Source organism: Rhodococcus sp. MS13 (assembly GCF_013277835.1).
Taxonomy (GTDB): Bacteria; Actinomycetota; Actinomycetes; order Mycobacteriales; family Mycobacteriaceae; genus Rhodococcus_F; species Rhodococcus_F erythropolis.
This window is the reverse complement of the sequence record NZ_VBTL01000008.1, coordinates 117,225-134,551: the sequence shown is the minus strand read 5'-3', so window position 1 is coordinate 134,551 and position 17,327 is coordinate 117,225. Positions and strand designations below refer to the sequence as shown.

The window sequence follows — 17,327 nt, the reverse complement described above, 5'->3', positions numbered from 1 at the left end:
AACCTTCCAGTTATCTGATTCAAGATAACAGATAACCGGGAGCTTGCCCATTGAAAGTCAGACAAAGCAGACCGATCGACGTTTTTGTTCGTAGATCGGACAAGCTTCGAGGAGCAGCGTTGTTCAAGCGGACAATTCAGCCCTCGGCGCACGGCACTGCGCCGGACGCGATGGCATTCAGCGTTTCCGCTGACCAGATCGGGTGACGACCAACTTCGAGGCGACCAGGAATCTGGACAAATGCCCAATATGGATAAGGCCTGTTGGATGCGCCACAGCCCCTCGAACCATGAACGGAAACTCCGTACTGAATGGAGTCCAATCGCCCGTGCAAGCACGTAGAAAATTATCGAATTGGTCCAGACCGCACCCGGCGACGGCTGCCGGTAACGAAGCACTCCGGCGCTCCGATAATTGGATTGCGAGGCGCCATCTTCGACCGAAACCGAGCGGGCGCCTTCGATCCAGACCCAACTTCAAGTCCGTTTTGTAGCTTTTCGGTTGGAGCAGTCCTGCTCATTTTCTGCCATAGCTATTTTCTGATCCTGCTCAGCTAGTCGAAAGTTCAGCGACCGTGGCTACCACTCGGCAGAATTCTCGTAACTGACGAGCAACAACCGGACTAACCAGCCAAGCGTCACAAGAGTGCCAAAAAGGGCCCTTCCGCGTGCCTCGAGGCAAATGCATCGAGGGCGAAAGGGCCCGAACCGGGCACCACGGAGCCAAGGGCCCCGCCGCAAACTAGCTGCTGCCGAACCCCACACTGTTGGCGTAGCGATCGAAATCGCCCTGCGCCCCGCTGTAAACGTTGATATCGGTATTTCCGGTGATCCCGGGGATGCGTCCCGTGCTGGTGTACTGCCAGAAGGTCCAGTTGGACCAACCACCGGGCAGCGGGCCCGGTGCGTTCTGCCCGTTGTAATCGGCGATCCACAGCGGGTAGTGGTTGAACTCGGTGGTGTTGGCCATCTGGGTACGCCAGAAGTTGGGGTACGTGTAAATGATTGGCTGCCGCCCGGTGAGTGCCTGGACTGTATTCAGGTAGCGATGAGTCCAGTCGATGACCTGACCGGCGGGAAGTCCCTTCGCATCCTCTAGATCCAGAACGGGCGGGAGGTCACCAGGTCCGTTGATACCCAGGACGATCGCCGAATAGAAGGCGGCCTGGGCTTCGGGGGACTGGCGAACATCTGCGTAGTGGTAGGCCCCGCGCGAGACGCCGGCAGCCCGCATGACCAGGCAATCCTGGATGAAGTACGGATTGACGTAGTTGAGCGACTCGGTGGCCTTGACCATCGCGAACTCGTGCCCTGACGCCTTGACCTGGAACCAGTCGATTCCGGTTCCGTCCACGTGCTGCCACGACGAGACGTCCGGGCCGCGGGGAGCGTCGGCAGCGGCGAGGCCAGGTGCCGTGATCGCGATGGCAGCTGCCATCGCGATCGGGGTGAGCTTGCCCAGTGTCCTGACGATCCGTCGCTCGACCATTTCCCGAGAGTAAGGTCGACTAGTCCGTTTTGTCCGCTAATTCAGGGAATGTTCACTCAACCGAGCCAATCGAGAACAGCCGCCGCGGTCCACGACTGTTGCATGCTGCCTAGCGGCTCACCGGTGAAAGGCTCGTAGTACTCGGCAAAACTGCCATCACTGGCCTGCCGCAACCCCTCCGAACGCAAGACGTGCGATCGCTCGGCCCACCCCCGACGCGCGAACGCCCACGAGAACAACCACGTGATCACCGGCCACACTGGGCCACGCCAATACTCCCGAGGACGGAAATCGCCGGAAACCGGAGACGTCGACGGTGGGACGGCAAATCGCATGTCCGGGTGACCACAGAATTTGGGCCCCTCGAAAGTACGCACCAGCGCGCGCTCGGCATCACGACTCAGGCCGCCGCACAGCAACGGCGCAAACATCGCGATGGTCTCGGTATGAACCCATCGTCCGGTGCGAAGATCGAAATCCTTTGCTGCACCCGATCGTTCATCGGTGGTGGCAATTACGCCCTGCCGGAATCGATCTGCCCAACCGCGCAGATCACGGACGTCGGAGTTTGGTCGCGAATGCTCCTCACCGATGGTTGCCAAAACGTCACATGCCATCGAGAAAACCGCACTGACAAACACGTCCTCCACGGCAAAACTCATGGCAGTGGCGAGTTGAGAATCCTCGTACCTCACGGCCTTCATCTCTTCGAGAAGCCAAAGGTAGCGGTCGTATTCGTGATCCGTTGGTCGCTGAGACAAGTCGGTCACCACAGCGAGATCAGCGCGCTGATACGCAGGCACCTGTCCCGCAACAACATTCGCGTACGCCAGATCCCATCGCGGAGAATTGTCCATCCCCGATTCCCACCCGTGATAGAGCGCGATGCGGCCGTTGCCGTCGAGATCGCGGGCCTCCGCCAACCAGCGGTGCCACCGAACCAGATCGCTCCAGCGCCGGTCGAGGAACTCTTCCGCGACCGCACGCGTCGTACGTCCGTGCCGACGCGAATGATCGAGAATCCGCTGCACCGCAATCGCGTGAACGGGGGGTTGGGTGATTCCCGACGTAGCGGTACCCAAAGGAGCATGCGCTGCCAACGCATTGACATCCCAACGCGTCGGGCCGGGGAAGTAGCCGTCGACACCGTTCGCAAACACGATGTGCGGAATCATTCCGTTCTTCCACTGAGCCGAAAGCAAGGTATCGAGCTCTACTACCGCCCGTTCGACGCTGAGCGGCGCCAAACCTACCGCGACGAACGCGGCGTCCCAGCTCCACATGTGGGGATACAGCTTCGGGGCAGCGCTGGTCATCGTGCCCAGGTCGTTTCCGCGCAGCAGGTAGGCAGCTCGGGCGGCGAGCTGAGTCGGGGTAAATCCGCGGTCGGCCATAGATGTCTATTTTGCGACGCGCGGCGCCTCTGCGCTCATCGAGCACGAATCGGGCGCCGTAACCGCGATAATGTGGCAACACCGTCAGGCGATCTCGAAGTGGAGGGCTTGTGCGCGAGAAGATCAAAGCACTGCTGTTCGACGTCCAGGGCACAGCGACCGATTTTCACAACACCCTGTGCCGAGAGGCCCGTCGGATCACCGACGTTGACATCGACTGGCCAAGATTCGTCAATCTCTGGCGCGCTGAGTACTTCGCGAACACCTCCGAGGCCGACGACTCCACAGGCGAATGGGTGACAGTACATTCGGTGTACCGCGAGGCTCTGCGCAAGCTTTTGGCCCGCGAGAGCATCGAACTTTCCGATGCCGAACAGGAAGAACTCACCACCGCCTGGAAATTCCTGGACCCGTGGCCGGACACCGTCGCAGGCCTGACAACCCTGCGCCAGCAGTACACAATCGCTGCCTTGTCCAACGCCGATGTGAATGCCGCAGTCAGCATCTCCCGGCACGGAAATCTGCCATGGCATGCCGTCTTCACCGCCGAAATGGCCGGTGTCTTCAAACCAGATCCGAAGATCTACCACCTGGCTGCTCGATACCTCGGGTTCGACCCGGCCGAGATCATGATGGTTGCCAGCCACAAATATGACATCCGGGCGGCCAAAGCTCTCGGATTCCGCACAGCCTTCATAGCCCGACCACTCGAATTCGGAGCCAGGGGCAATCCCGATGTGTCATTCTCCGACGAGTTCGACATCAACGCCGAGGACTTTCTCGATCTGGCAGCGCAATTGGTCCACTGATGCCGTGCCTGCGCGTCGTTGCTGGTATTCCTACGTGAAGGAATATCGAAACGGACAGGCGGTTTGGATTTCATGGGCACCAAGGAAGACAGCGCTACCCGCGAACGCAAGGCCCTGCGGTACTCCCTCGTGGTCGCAACGGCGTTGGCTGTGCTCGCCGCATTCTGGGGCTGGATCTCGCAGTCCCAGGTGATCCTGCTCGACGGTGTGTACGCCCTCATCGGAATGGTGTTGACGGCGCTGTCGCTGCGGGTCTCGCGGATAGCCGACTCGGGCCCCACCGCACGCTTCCCCTTCGGTAAGGAGGCATTGATCCCGGTAGTCATCGCTGTCCAGGGCATGGCACTACTGGCGACACTCGCGTACGCCGCAGTCGAGGCAGTTCGTGTCATCCTCGCGGGCGGGGCCGACGTCACCGCGGGGTCGCTGGTGGCATACGGCGCTGTCAGCGCAGTGGTGTCGATCATCATCTGGCGCTACGTCGGACAAGTCGACCGCACATCTGATCTGCTCGTCGCCGAAGCCAGGCAATGGGGAGCGTCGGCTGCCTTCAGCGCGCTGGTCGCAGTCGGTGCTGTCGTCGCAATGATCCTGGGCCGCACCGATTTCTCCGACGCCGACCGATATGTCGACTCCGTCTTGGTCCTCCTCGGCTGCGCGATGTTGGTCCCACAACCGTACGCACTCCTGCGAACCGCACTGATCGAACTCCTCGAAGGTGCTCCCGGCGAAAACGTTCAGGCCCGCGTGCGCGAAGCCATCACCGCAGTCCGCGACGAATTCGGCTTGGACAAACCGACTCTCACCATGAGCAAGGTGGGTCGCAAGCTGTATATCGAAGCGACGTTCATGGTCGCGCCACACAGCTGGGACATCGACGGTGAAGACGCAGTACGACGCTCGTTCGCCACCAGCCTCGCCGATCTCCCCTACGAACCGTGGCTGAACATCGAACTGACTACAGATCCGGCGCTGATGCTCTAGAGGCGGAATCTCCTCTCGAACAATAGAATCGCGACGGCAGGCTCAGCCTCACCTTCCCCCCAAAAAACCCTTGACTCGAAAGTATGTTCGAGTATGATGGAAGGTGGAACGGGGGGTTCTCATGACGATCGACATCACCGACGACGCTGTCACTGCCGTGGTCAACAGCTCCGCTGTGGGTGTGCGCGGACGATTGTGGCGGCTGCACCCCACCGACGTCCGCGAGATCGCCATCACCGCGTCAGCGGAAATCCTTCGCCTGGAAGCCATTCGAGTGGCCGCCGTCGACACCCTGACGTTGAACCCGGACGAACAAGTACTCTGCTACCGCGGCACCGGACAATGGCTCGCGAACCACACCATGCTGCAAATCTCCACCGGCAGAAGAATCGCAGCCCTGGGAAAAGCCCTACGGTCATTCCCCGAGATCGAAGACCAATTCGACTCCGGCGACCTCACTTTCGAGCACGCGGCACTGATCGTGGCGTTCTGCGAATCCCCACCCAAAACAATGCCCGACGCCGCGCTTCCGTACTGCCGCGACACACTCCTCGCGGCAGCATCCGGCGTCGAAGCAACCACCGTCAAACTGCGCTACGCCATCAGCGTCCTCGAGCACATGTTCGAATCCGACGACATACCGCCAAGCGAAGATACCGATCGGAACGAACTGCGCATCTCCCCGACCCTCAACGGAAGAGTGGCCGTGCGAGGCGATTTCGACGGAGTGACCGGTGAGATGCTTCTCTCCGCCCTCTCCAGCCTCTCCATGCCCACCCCCGCCAAGGACGGCACACCCGACAAACGACCCGCCGCCACACGCAACGCAGACGCCATGGCAGAGCTCATCCGGCGCTACCTCGACAACGCTGCCACCGGTATCGACGGCGGCCAACGCCCGCACCTGAACGTGCACATCAACGCCAAAGACCTGGCCTACCACCGTGAATGCGCCACAACGGGTGATGGCTCAACACCTGGCCCGTCCGACAGTGACGACCTCGACACCCTGGACCTTGGCATGCCGGATCTCGACAAACAAGATCTCGATGTCGGCCACATGCCCTGGATGGGACCACTGAGCGTCGGCCGCACCCGCATGATCGCCTGCGACTGCATGCTCGGCGCCGTCCTCCTCGACGAAAACGGTGCCCCACTCGACGTCACCCCACTCAAAAGGCTTGTCACCGCGGCACAACGCACCGCCCTGATCGCCCGCGACAAAGGATGCGCCTTCCCCGGCTGCGACTGCGTCCCCGCCTGGACCGACGCCCACCACATCAAACACTGGGCCAAAGGAGGACCAACCGTCATGGACAACCTGGTCCTGCTCTGCCGAACCCACCACACCCTGATGCACCGAAAACCCGGATTCACCGGACAATGGGAAATCCAGGTAGGCGCTGATCACCTGCCCTGGTTCATCCCCCCGCCAGGCATCGACCCCGACCAGAAACCCCGCCGCTCCACCACACGGATCTGAACCCGGAGGTCACCGAGCAAACGCCTCGGTGACCCATTCCGGCATGCTCTCAATTGCCCGCCCACTCCAGAAGATTTTCGGCGGTCCACGTATTGATCACCCGATCCGCTTCGACGCCGCACTTTTCGGCCCGGTCACAGCCGTAGCCCTGCCAAGCCAGCTGACCGGGGGCATGGGCGTCGGTATCGATGGAGAAAAGACAATCGAGATCGCGGGCCAACTCGATCAAACGCGAAGGCGGGTCACGACGCTCCGGTCGGGAGTTGATCTCGACGGCGGTCCCTGATTCTCGGCAGGCCTCGAACACTTTCTCCGCATCGAACTGCGACTCGGGCCGGGTTCCGCGAGCACCCTCGACAAGGCGCCCGGTGCAATGCCCGAGAATATCGACACGCGGATTTCGCACTGCAGCAAGCATTCTGCGGGTCATCGCCTCGCGTTCGGACCGCAGCTTCGAGTGCACGCTCGCCACCACGATGTCGAGTTCGTCGAGTAGATCGGGATCCTGATCGAGTGAACCGTCCTCGAGGATGTCCACCTCGATTCCCGTGAGGATGCGGAAGGGAGCCAGTTCGGCATTCAAACCGGCTATCACGTCGAGTTGAGAACGTAGGCGCTCCGCGGACAGCCCGTTGGCAACAGTGAGGCGAGGCGAATGATCGGTGAGGGCGCAGTAGTCGTGGCCGAGTGCTGCTGCGCGTCGCATCATCTCTTCGATGGGGCTTCCGCCGTCGGACCAGTCGGAGTGTGTGTGGAGATCGCCGCGCAGCGCTTGGCGCAATGGGCCGTCGCCGATGGGCTCGGCCTGCCCCCGCAGTTCCTCGAGATACTCGGGGACGCCGTCGTACGACTGGGCGATGATCATTGCCGTCTTGGGCCCGATGCCGGTGAGAGCCTTCCAACTGTCGGCCTTCCGGCGAGACTCCTTCTGCTCGTCGGACAATCCAGCAAAGACCTCCGCAGCTCGGCGATAGGCCTTGACGCGGTGCGTTTCAGCGCGTGATCGTTCGAGCCAGTAGGCGATCTCCCGAAGCGCTTCATCCGGTTCCATGAGACCACTGTTCCGTCAGCAGCGGCTCGCGGCAAGCCTTGATCCCCTTACGCTGTGAATATGGACGACCCGAGAGCACGATTCGAAGCCGCGCGGGTGGCTCACCTGGCAACGGCAGATGCGGCCGGCGTTCCGCACATCGTGCCGCTGGTATTCGTTTTGGTCGGCGACACCGTCTATTCCTGCGTCGACCACAAACCGAAGACCACCACCGCACTTCGCAGGCTCCGGAACATCACCGAGACAGGGCGTGCGAGCCTGCTCGTCGATCATTACGACGACAACTGGTCCGCGCTCTGGTGGGTCCGCGTCGACGGACGCGCGGAGGTCCTCGGCCCCGGCACCAAGGAGTCCGAGAACGCAATCGACGCTTTGGCCGCAAAGTATCCGCAGTACGTAGATCACCGACCGCACGGACAGGTGATAGCCGTCCGCGATGTGGATTGGTCGTCATGGTCCGCCGCAGCCTAAGGTTCTGTCCTAGTGTTCAAGGAGCGAAAGTGATTGCAACACTCTCAATTCGGGCAAATTGGCGGGGGATCGATGAAACGACGACAGTTACTTCAGCGCGCAGCCACAGGCCTGGCGCTGGTAGCGGGACCTCAGGTGATCGACATGGGTAGCAGTTCCGGAAGCAGCCAAGACGCAACAACCCCGTTGGATGAGCTGTTGCAAGTCGTTTCGCTCTCCCACGTGAACGACCCCGCGACCACGCCGATTTTTCCCGGCGATCCCGCGTTCACTCTCGACCCAGCGGCAACCATCGCAGACGACGGCTACTACCTCCAGTACGTCAAGGAGGGTGAACACACGGGCACACATTGGGGCGCACCCGCGCACTTTCAGGAAGGTGGACTCACAGCCGACCAACTCGATCCGGCCGACCTCTTCCTTCCCGCAGTGAAGATCGACATCCGGGACAAGGCTGCCGCCGATTCGGACTATGCGCTCACGGTCGCGGACCTTCAGGAGTGGGAAACGCGCAACGGCAAGATCCCCGATGGAGCGGCCGTGGTTCTCTGGACCGGTTGGGAATCGCGCTGGGGTAGCGAAGAATATGCCAACGCCGATGCCGAGGGTGTCACCCACCAACCCGGCTTCTCGGTGGACGCGGCGCGGTGGCTGATAGACACCGGACGCTTGGGCACCCGCGGAGCATTGGGAACCGACACCTTCGGTCCCGACCTCGGAAACGACGAGACCTACCCCGTCTCGACGCTCCTGTACGACAAGCATCGAATCAGCCTGGAGAACTTGAACAATCTTGCCGCCCTGCCAACCACCGGGGCGAGCATCCTTGTCGGTGGCGCGATCAACAAGGCCGGATCGGGTTCACCGGCAACGATCTTCGCACTCTTACGGCGCTAGTCTTCGCGGCGATCGCAGTAGACGACAACAGCGCCCTTTCCGCTTCTCTTCGCCTCGTACATCGCCGCATCGGCTCGGCGGAGAAGAGCGTGTGCACTCAGCGGCTCGTCGGCTAACTCGAACTGCGCGACACCAACGCTCGCACCTACCGACACCGATGTGTCTGCAGTCTGATCAGAACTGAGCGCGTCGACGATCCGGTGGGCTACGACGACGGCGTCGTCGATCGGGCCCTGCAGAAGCACCGTGAATTCGTCGCCGCCGAATCGAGCGACAAATGCACTCTCGGGAACCGCTTCACGCAGACGCGCCGTGAGGGCAACCAGCAACCGGTCACCGGCCGGGTGCCCGTAACGATCGTTGACCTGTTTGAAGTCGTCCAGATCGACAAGCATCAGCACCCAATCGGAGTTCGTGAGGCGGTAGTTCTCGATGGCGCTCGCGAAGTGTTCGTCGAATGCGGCCCGGTTGGCGAGCTCGGTGAGTGGGTCGTGATGCGCTCGGTACCGGAGCTCGTCCTGCGCAGCGGAGATCTGTTGGAGGAGCGCGTCGTTCTCGAGGAGCGTGAGTATCTGGCGCACCAGCGCGAGAACCAGCACGCCGACGCCGAGTATCACGACCACGGCATCGAGGTTGCCGACGATCAGTGCCTGAACAGTCACGATCGTCGCGATCACCGCGATCAACAGATACGGCAGCAGCAACTGAGTCCGATCACTTCGCCACTGCTGTGGCGCGTCGCGGTTCCGAGGCTCGGTTCGCTTCGTCAGCGCCGCCAAGGCGATCAAAGGCGGCCCCGCGATGAACCCGGCATCGGCGATGGTCGGCATACTCTCGGCGCCGATCGCGACCAAGTACGCGTACAGACTGTCCGAAAGGGAGAGCATCACCAACCCGCACCCGAGGAACGTCAGCGGTTCGCGGATCTCGGCAACGGCCTTCGGCCCGATGACCATCAGCAAGACCATCGCGATCAGAACGAAGTCGGTGATCGGATACATCACCGCGACAAGAAACCCGAGAGATCCCGTCGGACCGGTATGAACGACGGCGCCCAGGGCGGTCGTCCACGTGAGGATGAACAATCCACCGACAACGACAAGACCGTCGAGCGTCAGCACGAGCCAGAGATGGATCGGGCCGATCGCCTCACGCCGGGGAGACTCACGTACCAGCGACAGAAGCGCCGGTACGGCAAACACCGGGAACATGAAGAAACCGATGTCCGCGATCGACGGCGACGGAAGTGGTACGTGGAGAACTGAGCGGTAGAACGCCCAGAAGAACATTCCGAGGGTCCAGCCGGCCATACCGAGAGCCATCAGAGTTCGCCAACGACGCTCGACTCCGTGATGGCGCCGCGACGTCCACCAACAGACCGCAGTCGCAGTGGCGCCGCCGACGAGCTGGGCGACATCGTCCACCAGAACCGAGGTTCGTGGGCTGAGCAGCCCGGATCCGGCGAGGACGATGACCGCAACAACGACGCCGAGAACCAGCCACGTGCGTCGTGCTCGGAACTGCGTCATCGAAGGGCCCATCGGTGTTCAAGGCGTCACCACCGATTGTCTTGCAGCCGGCATCGTTGCGGCCGGAATGTTTGTGGTGACGAATGCCCGTACGAACCTACCCGATTTGGTAGCGGATTGTTAACTGGACGAACGATCAAGACCGCCCTTCAAGCCACGGCGCTGTATTCCGCTCGGGTCCTACGCCGCTGCGAAGTCCATTTCGCGATGACCCCCTGCGACGGGCTGAACAGGTACACCAGGGCGAATACGATGCCCTGCGTCATCACAACCATGCCCCCGGAAGCTGTGTCGAGGTAGTAGCTGACGTAGATACCCGTAATCGCGCAGATTGCGGAAACCACCGGAGCTATCACCAGCATCCGCGAGAACTTGTCAGTGAGAAGGTAGGCCGTCGCGCCGGGGATGATCAGCATCGCCACCACCAGCACGACTCCGACAGCTTGCAGCGCCACAACGGACGTGAGTGCGAGGACGCCGAGTAGCAGCGCTCCGAGACGCTTAGGCGAAAGACCTATCGCGTTGGCATGGATCGGGTCGAAGGCGAACAACGTCAGATCGCGACGCTTGATCAACAGAATGCTCAACGCCAACGCGCCGAGTATCGCGACCTGCAGAAGATCGGACGAGCTCACCCCCAGCAGGTTGCCGAAAATGATGTGGTTGAGATCGGTCTGGCTGGGGGTCACCGAGATGAGAACCAAACCGAACGCAAAGAGAGTCGTGAAGACGATACCGATCGCGGCGTCTTCCTTGACGCGGCTGGTGTTACGGATCAGTCCGATCAGTGCGACGGCGATCAGCCCGAAGATCAAGGCCCCGATGGCAAATGGAGCGCCGACGACGTAGGCGAGGACAACACCGGGCAGGACAGCGTGCGAGACGGCATCGCCCATCAGTGACCACCCGATGAGCACCAACCAACAACTGAGCACCGCGCAGACAACCGCCGCCACAACCGCAACGGCCAACGCGCGCACCATGAATCCGTACTGGAGAGGATCAAGTAGCAGTTCTACGACGTTCATCGATCAGGTCCTGTCCATCACGTCGAGACCGAAAGCCAGGGCGAGGTTTTCCGGTTGAAGCACGGTGTCCGGGTCGGCGTGCACCAGGACCTTGCGCATGAGCAGTACCGCCTCGTCGCAGAGTTTCGGCACGGCGTGGAGGTCGTGAGTCGAGACCAAGATCGATCGGCCGTCGGAAGCCAACTCTCGTAGTAGCGTCGAAATCGTTGCCTCGGAACGCTTGTCGACGCCGGCAAACGGCTCGTCCAGCAAGAGTATCGACGCGTCCTGTGCGATACCGCGTGCGACGAAGGCGCGCTTCTTCTGACCACCCGAGAGCTGACCGATCTGACGATCCGCAAATTCGGTGAGTTCTACTCGCTCGAGGGCCTCTGCCACCGCCTCGCGATCTACACGCCGCGGACGTCGCAAGAACCCGAGGTGGCCGTACCTGCCCATCATCACGACGTCACGGACACTGATCGGGAAGGTCCAGTCGACGTCTTCACTCTGCGGCACGTATCCGACGCGCCCGCTCTTGCGCGCAGCGGCTGCGTCGAGACCGGCGATTCTCACAGAGCCGTTGTCCGGCTTGATCATTCCCATGATCACCTTGAACAAGGTCGACTTTCCTGAACCGTTCATACCGATCAGTCCGCAGACGCTTCCGGAATTCAACATCAGATCGACATGGTCCAGTGCGTGGACCTCGCCGTAGTGAACGCTGACGTTTTCGACGCGAATGGCTTCGTTCATGATTTACCGCCGGTCAGACCGCCGAGGATGACGTCGGTGTCGTGGCGAATCATGTCCAGGTAGGTGGGCACGGGACCGTCGGCTTCGGACAGCGAGTCGACGTACAGCGTCCCTCCGAATTTCGCACCGGTCGCCCCGACAACCTGCTGCATGGGGGCATCCGAGACCGTCGACTCACAGAAGACGGCGGGAACGGAATTGGCCCGGACGAAGTCGATCGCGGCGATGATCTGCTGCGGCGTCGCCTGCTGCTCGGCATTGACCGGCCAGATGTAGGCCTCGCTGAGTCCCGCGTCCCTGGCCAGATAGGAGAACGCACCCTCGCAACTGACGAGTGCGCGCTGACCTGCGGGCAATACCGCCAGCCCACTGACCAGGCCGTCCTGAACTGCTTGCAGTTCCGCCTTGTACTTCGCGCCGTTCCCCGCAAATGCCGAGGCGTTGTCCGGGTCGAGGTCACTGAAAGCAGTCACCATGTTGTCGACGTAAATCTGCGTATTCAACGGAGACATCCATGCATGCGGATTGGGCTTGCCCGCATACGCGTCACCGGCGATCGGAATGCCTTCGACGCCGTCGCTGACCACGACGTGTGGCACGTCCAGACCGTTGACGAATTTCGCGAACCACGCCTCGAGGTTCATGCCGTTGTCGAGGATCAGATCGGCTTCGCTCGCCCGCCGAATGTCTCCGGGCGTCGGCTCGTAGCCGTGAATTTCCGCCCCTGCCTTGGTGATCGACTCGACGCGAAGGTGATCGCCGGCAACGTTCTGGGCAATGTCCGACAGCACGGTGAACGTGGTGAGCACCACCGGGCGGTCGTCGTCGGAGCCGGAATTCACCGCAGAACAGCTGGAGAGAATCAGGGCGGCGAGGGCGGCAATTCCCAGGCGGCGGAAGTTCTTCGCGTCGCGAGTCGTCATGGTCGAACTCTAATATGTGGGTAAACAAATACACAAGTTCGTATAGCCGAACAATTCACACTCGATAGGCTCGGACCATGCGTCCTACTGCCTTGATCACCGGTTCCAGTCGCGGCCTCGGAGCTGCCATCGCACGCGAACTGGCGCCGACACACGACCTGCTGCTCGGTGCACGATCCGCGCAGGCCCTCGAGCCGATCTGCGCGGAACTACCCGGATCGACGCCTCTACCCCTCGACCTCACGGACTACGACGCCGTCGCGGTCGCTGCCTCGTCCATCACGACGCTCGACGTGCTGGTACACAACGCCGGCGTGGCCGACATCGGAACCATCGAGGAATCCTCGGTCGATCAGTGGCGACACACCCTCGAGGCAAACGTCATCGCCGTCGCCGAACTCACTCGAGTCCTCCTTCCTGCCCTCAGGGCAGCCGGTGGCCACGTCGTACTGATCAATTCCGGTGCCGGACTGCGCGCCAACGCCGGCTGGGGCTCGTACGCGGCCAGCAAGTTCGCCCTGCGCGCTTTCGGAGACGCACTGCGCCTGGAAGAGCCGTCCTTGCGGGTCACCTCCATTCACCCCGGTCGGATCGACACCGATATGCAGCGCGACATCGTCGCCGGCGAGGGCGACGAGTACGACCCGGAGCGCTTCCTGAAGGCCTCCACTGTGGCGCGTGCCGTACTCACTGCCGTCGAAACACCGTCCGATGCACACCCCACGGAGATCGTGCTTCGACCTACCGGCCGGTAAATCCCCAGTTCGCCGGTAACGGAATGATGACGATGGCCACCCGGATATCGCTTTTCCGGGTACTGGCCCGATACTGACATCAGTTGTCGGACAAAGAGACTGGACTGGTTCTCAGGAGTTCATCGAGAGGTGGTGTGCGATGCATGATCATACGAATACGTGGGGAATTTCCACCGAGGCTTTCCTCGGGTGGTACGTCGCCGCTGCCACCGGAGCGATGGTGATCGCACTTGTGATCAGAGGCGTCGCCATGCGCAAGCCCACACCTGCATTGCGCACACTCACACCACCGGAGATGGGAGTACTGACCAGCGACGAGCGTGCGGTACGCGCTGCCGTGGCAGAACTCGAGAGTGCTGCATATTCTGCCGGCCAGGGTCAGCATGACCGCTTCACCCGCATCGTCCGCCAGCGGATCGACGACGCCGGTGGAACTGCCGTGCCCTCCCGGCTCGTGCCGACACTTCCTCTGCCGCTGTTGGAGCTTCGTAGCGACCTGGTGCAGGCCGGCTACCTGAACGGCAATCGTGAACACACTTTGACGCGATTGTCCGTGGTACCGGTCGTTATCGTCGCCGTGGTCGGCACAATCAGGACCGGATTCACTGTCGTGAACGAGAACCCGGTGGGATACCTTCCGCTCGTTGTCGTCTGCCTCGCCCTGATTGTCGTAACCCTTCTCCGCCTGAGCCGACGCACTCGTTTCGGCCAGGTCGAATTGAGTCGCTTGAAGGACGAATACTCCTACCTCACACCGAATTTCCAACCGTCGTTTGCCACCTACGGGGCAACGTCTGCGGGTATTGCCGCGGCACTCTTCGGTCCGGGTCGCGACGGCGGTTGGGCACCCGGATGCGGCGGCGGATCTTCACCGTCCAGTTGCTCGACCTTCTCGAGCACCGTGAGCTGTGGGGGGTGAGTGCGGTGAACAACTACTACTCAGCCGACACGTGGGGGATCCCCAGCCAGACTTTCCTTCAGTGGTACCTGGTGGCGGCTGCCGTCGCGATCGGACTCTCGCTGTACAGCCGAATGACTGCGCGCCGGTCACCGGTGGTCGTCGACTCGGTCCGTCGGCCGCTCACTCCTCCCGAGATCGGTGCCTTGACCAGTGACTACCAAGCGGTGCTGGCGTCGATGGCTATTCTGCGTAGCGCCGAACTGATCAGCACCGAAGGCAAGACCAAGCAGGCACTCAGTGCGGAGGACAAGAATCGTCTCGACTGGTTCACCCGTACGGTGCACAAGCGGCTCGGAAACGGAAAGGTCCCGCTGCGGCAGGTGCGTCTGATGGGACGGCTGAACGTCGCACTCGCACAACTACGTACGACGCTGATCGACGAGGGATACTTGCAACGCCCGCAGGACGGGCTGACTGCCGCCTTTCGGACCGTTCCGATCCTGGCGGTAATTGGTCTCGGCGTAGTCCGTCTCGTCGCCGGCATCGCCGGCGGTAAGCCGGTCGGGTTTCTGCTCCTCACCATCATCGTTCTCGCGCTGATGATTCCACTTCTCCGCATCAAGCGTCGTCGGACAGCTTTGGGCGACAGCGAGCTTCGACGCCTCAAGCACGAAAACTCGTACCTCTCACCGAAACTGCGGCCCGCGTACTCGAGCTATGGTCCCTCGCTCGCCGGGCTCTCGGCGGCGCTCTTCGGTTCGGGAGCTCTGGTTCTGATCGATCCCGCGCTGGCGGGAGCAGTGGCTGCGGGCGCCGCGTACACCCCGGGCGGCGGGGGTTCGAGCTACTACAGTTGTGGCTCCTCATCCGGTTCATCCGGCTCGGACGGCGGTGGCGGCAGCGGTAGCAGTTGCGGCGGCGGGGGGTGTGGGGGATGAGCACGCATGCAGCCGACACTTGGGGGATCCCCAGCGAGGATTTCCTCTACGGCTACATAGCCGTATCGGCCACGCTCATGGTTCTCACTCTGGTGTGGCGTCTGATGATCCGGGCACGCCGGTACGGGTACTCAACCGAGCACGGGTATTCCGCCGAGCAACTGACGCCTCCGGAAGTCGGAATGCTCACCGGCGAGTCACGCGCCATCGCAGCATCGTTGGCAATCCTGCGTAGCGCTGATCTGATCACCACCGACGGCGCTGTCCTGCGCCCGTTGGGCCCTGGCGACGAAACCCTGGACTGGTACACCCTCACCGTGTACCAGCGCCTGGCCCAGCAGGCTCTACCCCATCGTCGGCGGCAACTCGCCGAGCGCATGACGGTGGAAACAGCTCGCCTACGAAACTCTTTGGCGGACCGGGGATACCTGACCTCCGACAGCACCAGGCGTTCAATCTTTCTCTCCACAGTTCCGCTGAAGATCCTGGTGGCCGTGGGTATCGTCCGCGTTGCTTTCGGACTGCACAACGACAAGCCCGTCGAGTTTCTGATTCTCGCCGTACTCGTCACCGGGTTCAGCATCCCGCTGCTCGGGCTCAACTTCGATCGCACCACCTCGGGCAATGCGGCACGTTCGGAACTGACCACGGCACACGCCTACCTGTCCCCGCGCAACAAGCCTGCCTTCTCTGCCTACGGACCACGCTTGGCGGGGATGTCCGCCGCTCTCTTCGCCGGTTCGGCGATGCTGATGATCAATCCCGCCTTGGCCTCCGCCGCCGGAATCGGTGCCGACGGCAGCGGAAGTAGCGGGGGTTCGGACGGCGGTAGTTCAGACGGGGGAGGAGGCAGCTGCAGCGGGGGTGGCGGATGTGGCGGCGGCGGTGGTGGATGCGGGGGATAGCCGCGTCCGGGCGAGCAGAAGCGCTGCGGCCTCGGTAGTGATGCCACGTTCCTCGCTCAACCAATACACCTCGTCCAGAGTTCGACCGATCCCTCGGGTTCGTTCGACGACGTCGTCTTCGTTCCACCCCAGGACTTCTCGCCCCACGAGGTGAAAGGCTCCGCCTGCGTTCGCCACGAAATCAGGGGCACAGAGAACCCCGCGGCTTCGCAGAACCTCGCCCGCAGCGGCATCGGTCAAGATGTTGTTTGCTGCGCCCGCCACGGCCAGAGTCGGAATCGACGCAGCAGCAGCGGAATCGATGATGCCTCCCATCGCACAGGGAGCAAAGAGGTCACACGACGTTCGAAGTACCTCGTCCGCAGGAACGATCGTGTGCCCCGCAAGAGAAGCCGCCTCGAGGCGCTGCGGGTCCGTATCGGCAACAAGCAGGCGTGCCCCAGCCTGCGCTGCGAGACGTACAACATCCCCGCCGACGGCGCCGAGCCCCTGAACCAGCACCTTTCGGCCGTCGAGTGTTCCGAGTCCACGACGGCGCGCCGTGGCCTTCATCGCTTCGAACACGCCCAGAGCCGTGGCGTGCGCGCTGGAACCGGCGCCACCGTTGTCGACCGAACGCCCGAAGACGTACTTGGTGGTGCGACTGAGCTGATCCATGTCGGAAGAGTTGGTGTTGACGTCAGGACCGGTCCAGTAGTTTCCTTCGAGCTTGTCGATGTTCTCCGCGTGAATGTCGAGGATACGAGACCAAGTCGCCGAGTCGATCCGATTGCGCGGTGCGGGCAGTGCTATCACCGACTTCCCGCCACCCATCGGCAGGTCGGAGACCGCCATCTTCAAAGTCATTGCGCCGGCCAGCTTCCCGGCGTCCGCCAGCGCGTGACCGATCGAGGGATAATGCGCCGCCCGCGTGCCACCCGACGCCGGTCCCAGACGGGTGGAGTCGATTCGGATCACAAAGGTCGTGCCGGTCTCCCGATCATGTCGGGCGACGGTCAGTTCACCGTCCCAGCGCAGTTCGTCGTCGATGCTCATT

17 protein-coding genes are annotated in these 17,327 nt (G+C 62.2%); 9 read left to right on the top strand and 8 right to left on the bottom strand.

The annotated features are described in order from the left end of the window. Positions 1 to 741: 741 nt before the first annotated feature. Positions 742 to 1,488 carry a glycoside hydrolase family 25 protein gene (locus tag FEZ59_RS17125; RefSeq protein WP_003942452.1) on the bottom strand — a complete coding sequence of 249 codons (747 nt, stop codon included), beginning with the start codon at positions 1,486 to 1,488 and terminating at the stop codon, positions 742 to 744. A gap of 56 nt (positions 1,489 to 1,544) precedes the next feature. Next, positions 1,545 to 2,882, bottom strand: coding sequence for a glycogen debranching protein (locus tag FEZ59_RS17120; protein WP_042924333.1), 1,338 nt, complete (start codon positions 2,880 to 2,882; stop codon positions 1,545 to 1,547). A gap of 110 nt (positions 2,883 to 2,992) precedes the next feature. Between FEZ59_RS17120 and FEZ59_RS17115 the strand changes: the two genes are divergently transcribed. The 3 genes from FEZ59_RS17115 (at position 2,993) to FEZ59_RS17105 (ending at position 6,158) form a co-directional block, all read left to right on the top strand. Beyond that, positions 2,993 to 3,691: a haloacid dehalogenase type II gene (locus FEZ59_RS17115; protein ID WP_172932936.1), complete on the top strand. Its 699-nt coding sequence runs from the start codon at positions 2,993 to 2,995 to the stop codon at positions 3,689 to 3,691. 72 nt (positions 3,692 to 3,763) lie between these two features. Further along, positions 3,764 to 4,675 carry a cation transporter gene (locus tag FEZ59_RS17110; protein ID WP_172932935.1) on the top strand — a complete coding sequence of 304 codons (912 nt, stop codon included), beginning with the start codon at positions 3,764 to 3,766 and terminating at the stop codon, positions 4,673 to 4,675. A 121-nt stretch (positions 4,676 to 4,796) separates the two neighbouring features. Beyond that, complete coding sequence (locus tag FEZ59_RS17105; RefSeq protein ID WP_172932934.1) at positions 4,797 to 6,158, top strand: HNH endonuclease signature motif containing protein; 1,362 nt, start codon at positions 4,797 to 4,799, stop codon at positions 6,156 to 6,158. A 49-nt stretch (positions 6,159 to 6,207) separates the two neighbouring features. Here FEZ59_RS17105 and FEZ59_RS17100 read toward each other — a convergent pair whose 3' ends face one another. Beyond that, complete coding sequence (locus FEZ59_RS17100; protein ID WP_019746152.1) at positions 6,208 to 7,209, bottom strand: PHP domain-containing protein; 1,002 nt, start codon at positions 7,207 to 7,209, stop codon at positions 6,208 to 6,210. A gap of 60 nt (positions 7,210 to 7,269) precedes the next feature. On the opposite strand from FEZ59_RS17100, the gene FEZ59_RS17095 reads away from it, so the two are divergent. Both FEZ59_RS17095 and FEZ59_RS17090 read left to right on the top strand, forming a co-directional pair. Further along, positions 7,270 to 7,680, top strand: a complete 411-nt coding sequence (locus tag FEZ59_RS17095; protein ID WP_029256780.1) for a TIGR03668 family PPOX class F420-dependent oxidoreductase — start codon at positions 7,270 to 7,272, stop codon at positions 7,678 to 7,680. 144 nt (positions 7,681 to 7,824) lie between these two features. Further along, complete coding sequence (locus tag FEZ59_RS17090) at positions 7,825 to 8,577, top strand: cyclase family protein (RefSeq protein ID WP_172932954.1); 753 nt, start codon at positions 7,825 to 7,827, stop codon at positions 8,575 to 8,577. On the opposite strand, the gene FEZ59_RS17085 is transcribed toward FEZ59_RS17090, so the two are convergent. From FEZ59_RS17085 to FEZ59_RS17070, 4 genes are all read right to left on the bottom strand, one after another. Then, positions 8,574 to 10,106, bottom strand: coding sequence for a GGDEF domain-containing protein (locus FEZ59_RS17085; RefSeq protein WP_024487787.1), 1,533 nt, complete (start codon positions 10,104 to 10,106; stop codon positions 8,574 to 8,576). The genes FEZ59_RS17090 and FEZ59_RS17085 overlap by 4 nt on opposite strands. Before the next feature lie 149 nt (positions 10,107 to 10,255). Continuing rightward, positions 10,256 to 11,134: a metal ABC transporter permease gene (locus FEZ59_RS17080; protein WP_019746156.1), complete on the bottom strand. Its 879-nt coding sequence runs from the start codon at positions 11,132 to 11,134 to the stop codon at positions 10,256 to 10,258. A 3-nt stretch (positions 11,135 to 11,137) separates the two neighbouring features. Further along, a complete protein-coding gene (locus FEZ59_RS17075; protein ID WP_172932933.1) occupies positions 11,138 to 11,869 on the bottom strand; it encodes a metal ABC transporter ATP-binding protein in 732 nt (243 codons plus the stop codon). After that, positions 11,866 to 12,792, bottom strand: coding sequence for a metal ABC transporter substrate-binding protein (locus tag FEZ59_RS17070; RefSeq protein ID WP_172932932.1), 927 nt, complete (start codon positions 12,790 to 12,792; stop codon positions 11,866 to 11,868). The genes FEZ59_RS17075 and FEZ59_RS17070 overlap by 4 nt, the downstream gene beginning before the upstream one ends. Positions 12,793 to 12,869: 77 nt before the next feature. Here FEZ59_RS17070 and FEZ59_RS17065 point away from each other — a divergent pair, with 77 nt between their 5' ends. From FEZ59_RS17065 to FEZ59_RS17050, 4 genes are all read left to right on the top strand, one after another. After that, positions 12,870 to 13,547 (top strand): SDR family oxidoreductase, encoded by a 678-nt coding sequence (locus FEZ59_RS17065; protein WP_172932931.1) that lies wholly within the window; start codon positions 12,870 to 12,872, stop codon positions 13,545 to 13,547. Positions 13,548 to 13,686: 139 nt separating this feature from the next. Then, positions 13,687 to 14,466, top strand: coding sequence for a TIGR04222 domain-containing membrane protein (locus tag FEZ59_RS17060; RefSeq protein WP_153212805.1), 780 nt, complete (start codon positions 13,687 to 13,689; stop codon positions 14,464 to 14,466). Further along, positions 14,400 to 15,386 carry a TIGR04222 domain-containing membrane protein gene (locus tag FEZ59_RS17055; RefSeq protein ID WP_242459837.1) on the top strand — a complete coding sequence of 329 codons (987 nt, stop codon included), beginning with the start codon at positions 14,400 to 14,402 and terminating at the stop codon, positions 15,384 to 15,386. Before FEZ59_RS17060 ends, FEZ59_RS17055 begins: the two co-directional genes overlap by 67 nt. Continuing rightward, positions 15,383 to 16,291, top strand: a complete 909-nt coding sequence (locus FEZ59_RS17050; RefSeq protein ID WP_172932930.1) for a TIGR04222 domain-containing membrane protein — start codon at positions 15,383 to 15,385, stop codon at positions 16,289 to 16,291. The genes FEZ59_RS17055 and FEZ59_RS17050 overlap by 4 nt, the downstream gene beginning before the upstream one ends. Here FEZ59_RS17050 and FEZ59_RS17045 read toward each other — a convergent pair. Continuing rightward, positions 16,220 to 17,326 (bottom strand): Glu/Leu/Phe/Val dehydrogenase, encoded by a 1,107-nt coding sequence (locus FEZ59_RS17045; RefSeq protein ID WP_172932929.1) that lies wholly within the window; start codon positions 17,324 to 17,326, stop codon positions 16,220 to 16,222. The genes FEZ59_RS17050 and FEZ59_RS17045 overlap by 72 nt on opposite strands. Between the last annotated feature and the right edge of the window lies 1 nt (position 17,327).

What these genes read in the sequence shown, in the direction of transcription:
- FEZ59_RS17075 (WP_172932933.1), bottom strand. Translation starts at nt 11,869, where the DNA reads ATGAACGAAGCCATTCGCGTCGAAAACGTCAGCGTTCACTACGGCGAG.
- FEZ59_RS17120 (WP_042924333.1), bottom strand. Translation starts at nt 2,882, where the DNA reads ATGGCCGACCGCGGATTTACCCCGACTCAGCTCGCCGCCCGAGCTGCC.
- FEZ59_RS17065 (WP_172932931.1), top strand. Translation starts at nt 12,870, where the DNA reads ATGCGTCCTACTGCCTTGATCACCGGTTCCAGTCGCGGCCTCGGAGCT.
- FEZ59_RS17100 (WP_019746152.1), bottom strand. Translation starts at nt 7,209, where the DNA reads ATGGAACCGGATGAAGCGCTTCGGGAGATCGCCTACTGGCTCGAACGA.
- FEZ59_RS17055 (WP_242459837.1), top strand. Translation starts at nt 14,400, where the DNA reads ATGCGGCGGCGGATCTTCACCGTCCAGTTGCTCGACCTTCTCGAGCAC.
- FEZ59_RS17125 (WP_003942452.1), bottom strand. Translation starts at nt 1,488, where the DNA reads ATGGTCGAGCGACGGATCGTCAGGACACTGGGCAAGCTCACCCCGATC.
- FEZ59_RS17090 (WP_172932954.1), top strand. Translation starts at nt 7,825, where the DNA reads ATGGGTAGCAGTTCCGGAAGCAGCCAAGACGCAACAACCCCGTTGGAT.
- FEZ59_RS17080 (WP_019746156.1), bottom strand. Translation starts at nt 11,134, where the DNA reads ATGAACGTCGTAGAACTGCTACTTGATCCTCTCCAGTACGGATTCATG.
- FEZ59_RS17110 (WP_172932935.1), top strand. Translation starts at nt 3,764, where the DNA reads ATGGGCACCAAGGAAGACAGCGCTACCCGCGAACGCAAGGCCCTGCGG.
- FEZ59_RS17095 (WP_029256780.1), top strand. Translation starts at nt 7,270, where the DNA reads ATGGACGACCCGAGAGCACGATTCGAAGCCGCGCGGGTGGCTCACCTG.
- FEZ59_RS17105 (WP_172932934.1), top strand. Translation starts at nt 4,797, where the DNA reads ATGACGATCGACATCACCGACGACGCTGTCACTGCCGTGGTCAACAGC.
- FEZ59_RS17085 (WP_024487787.1), bottom strand. Translation starts at nt 10,106, where the DNA reads ATGACGCAGTTCCGAGCACGACGCACGTGGCTGGTTCTCGGCGTCGTT.
- FEZ59_RS17060 (WP_153212805.1), top strand. Translation starts at nt 13,687, where the DNA reads ATGCATGATCATACGAATACGTGGGGAATTTCCACCGAGGCTTTCCTC.
- FEZ59_RS17045 (WP_172932929.1), bottom strand. Translation starts at nt 17,326, where the DNA reads ATGAGCATCGACGACGAACTGCGCTGGGACGGTGAACTGACCGTCGCC.
- FEZ59_RS17070 (WP_172932932.1), bottom strand. Translation starts at nt 12,792, where the DNA reads ATGACGACTCGCGACGCGAAGAACTTCCGCCGCCTGGGAATTGCCGCC.
- FEZ59_RS17050 (WP_172932930.1), top strand. Translation starts at nt 15,383, where the DNA reads ATGAGCACGCATGCAGCCGACACTTGGGGGATCCCCAGCGAGGATTTC.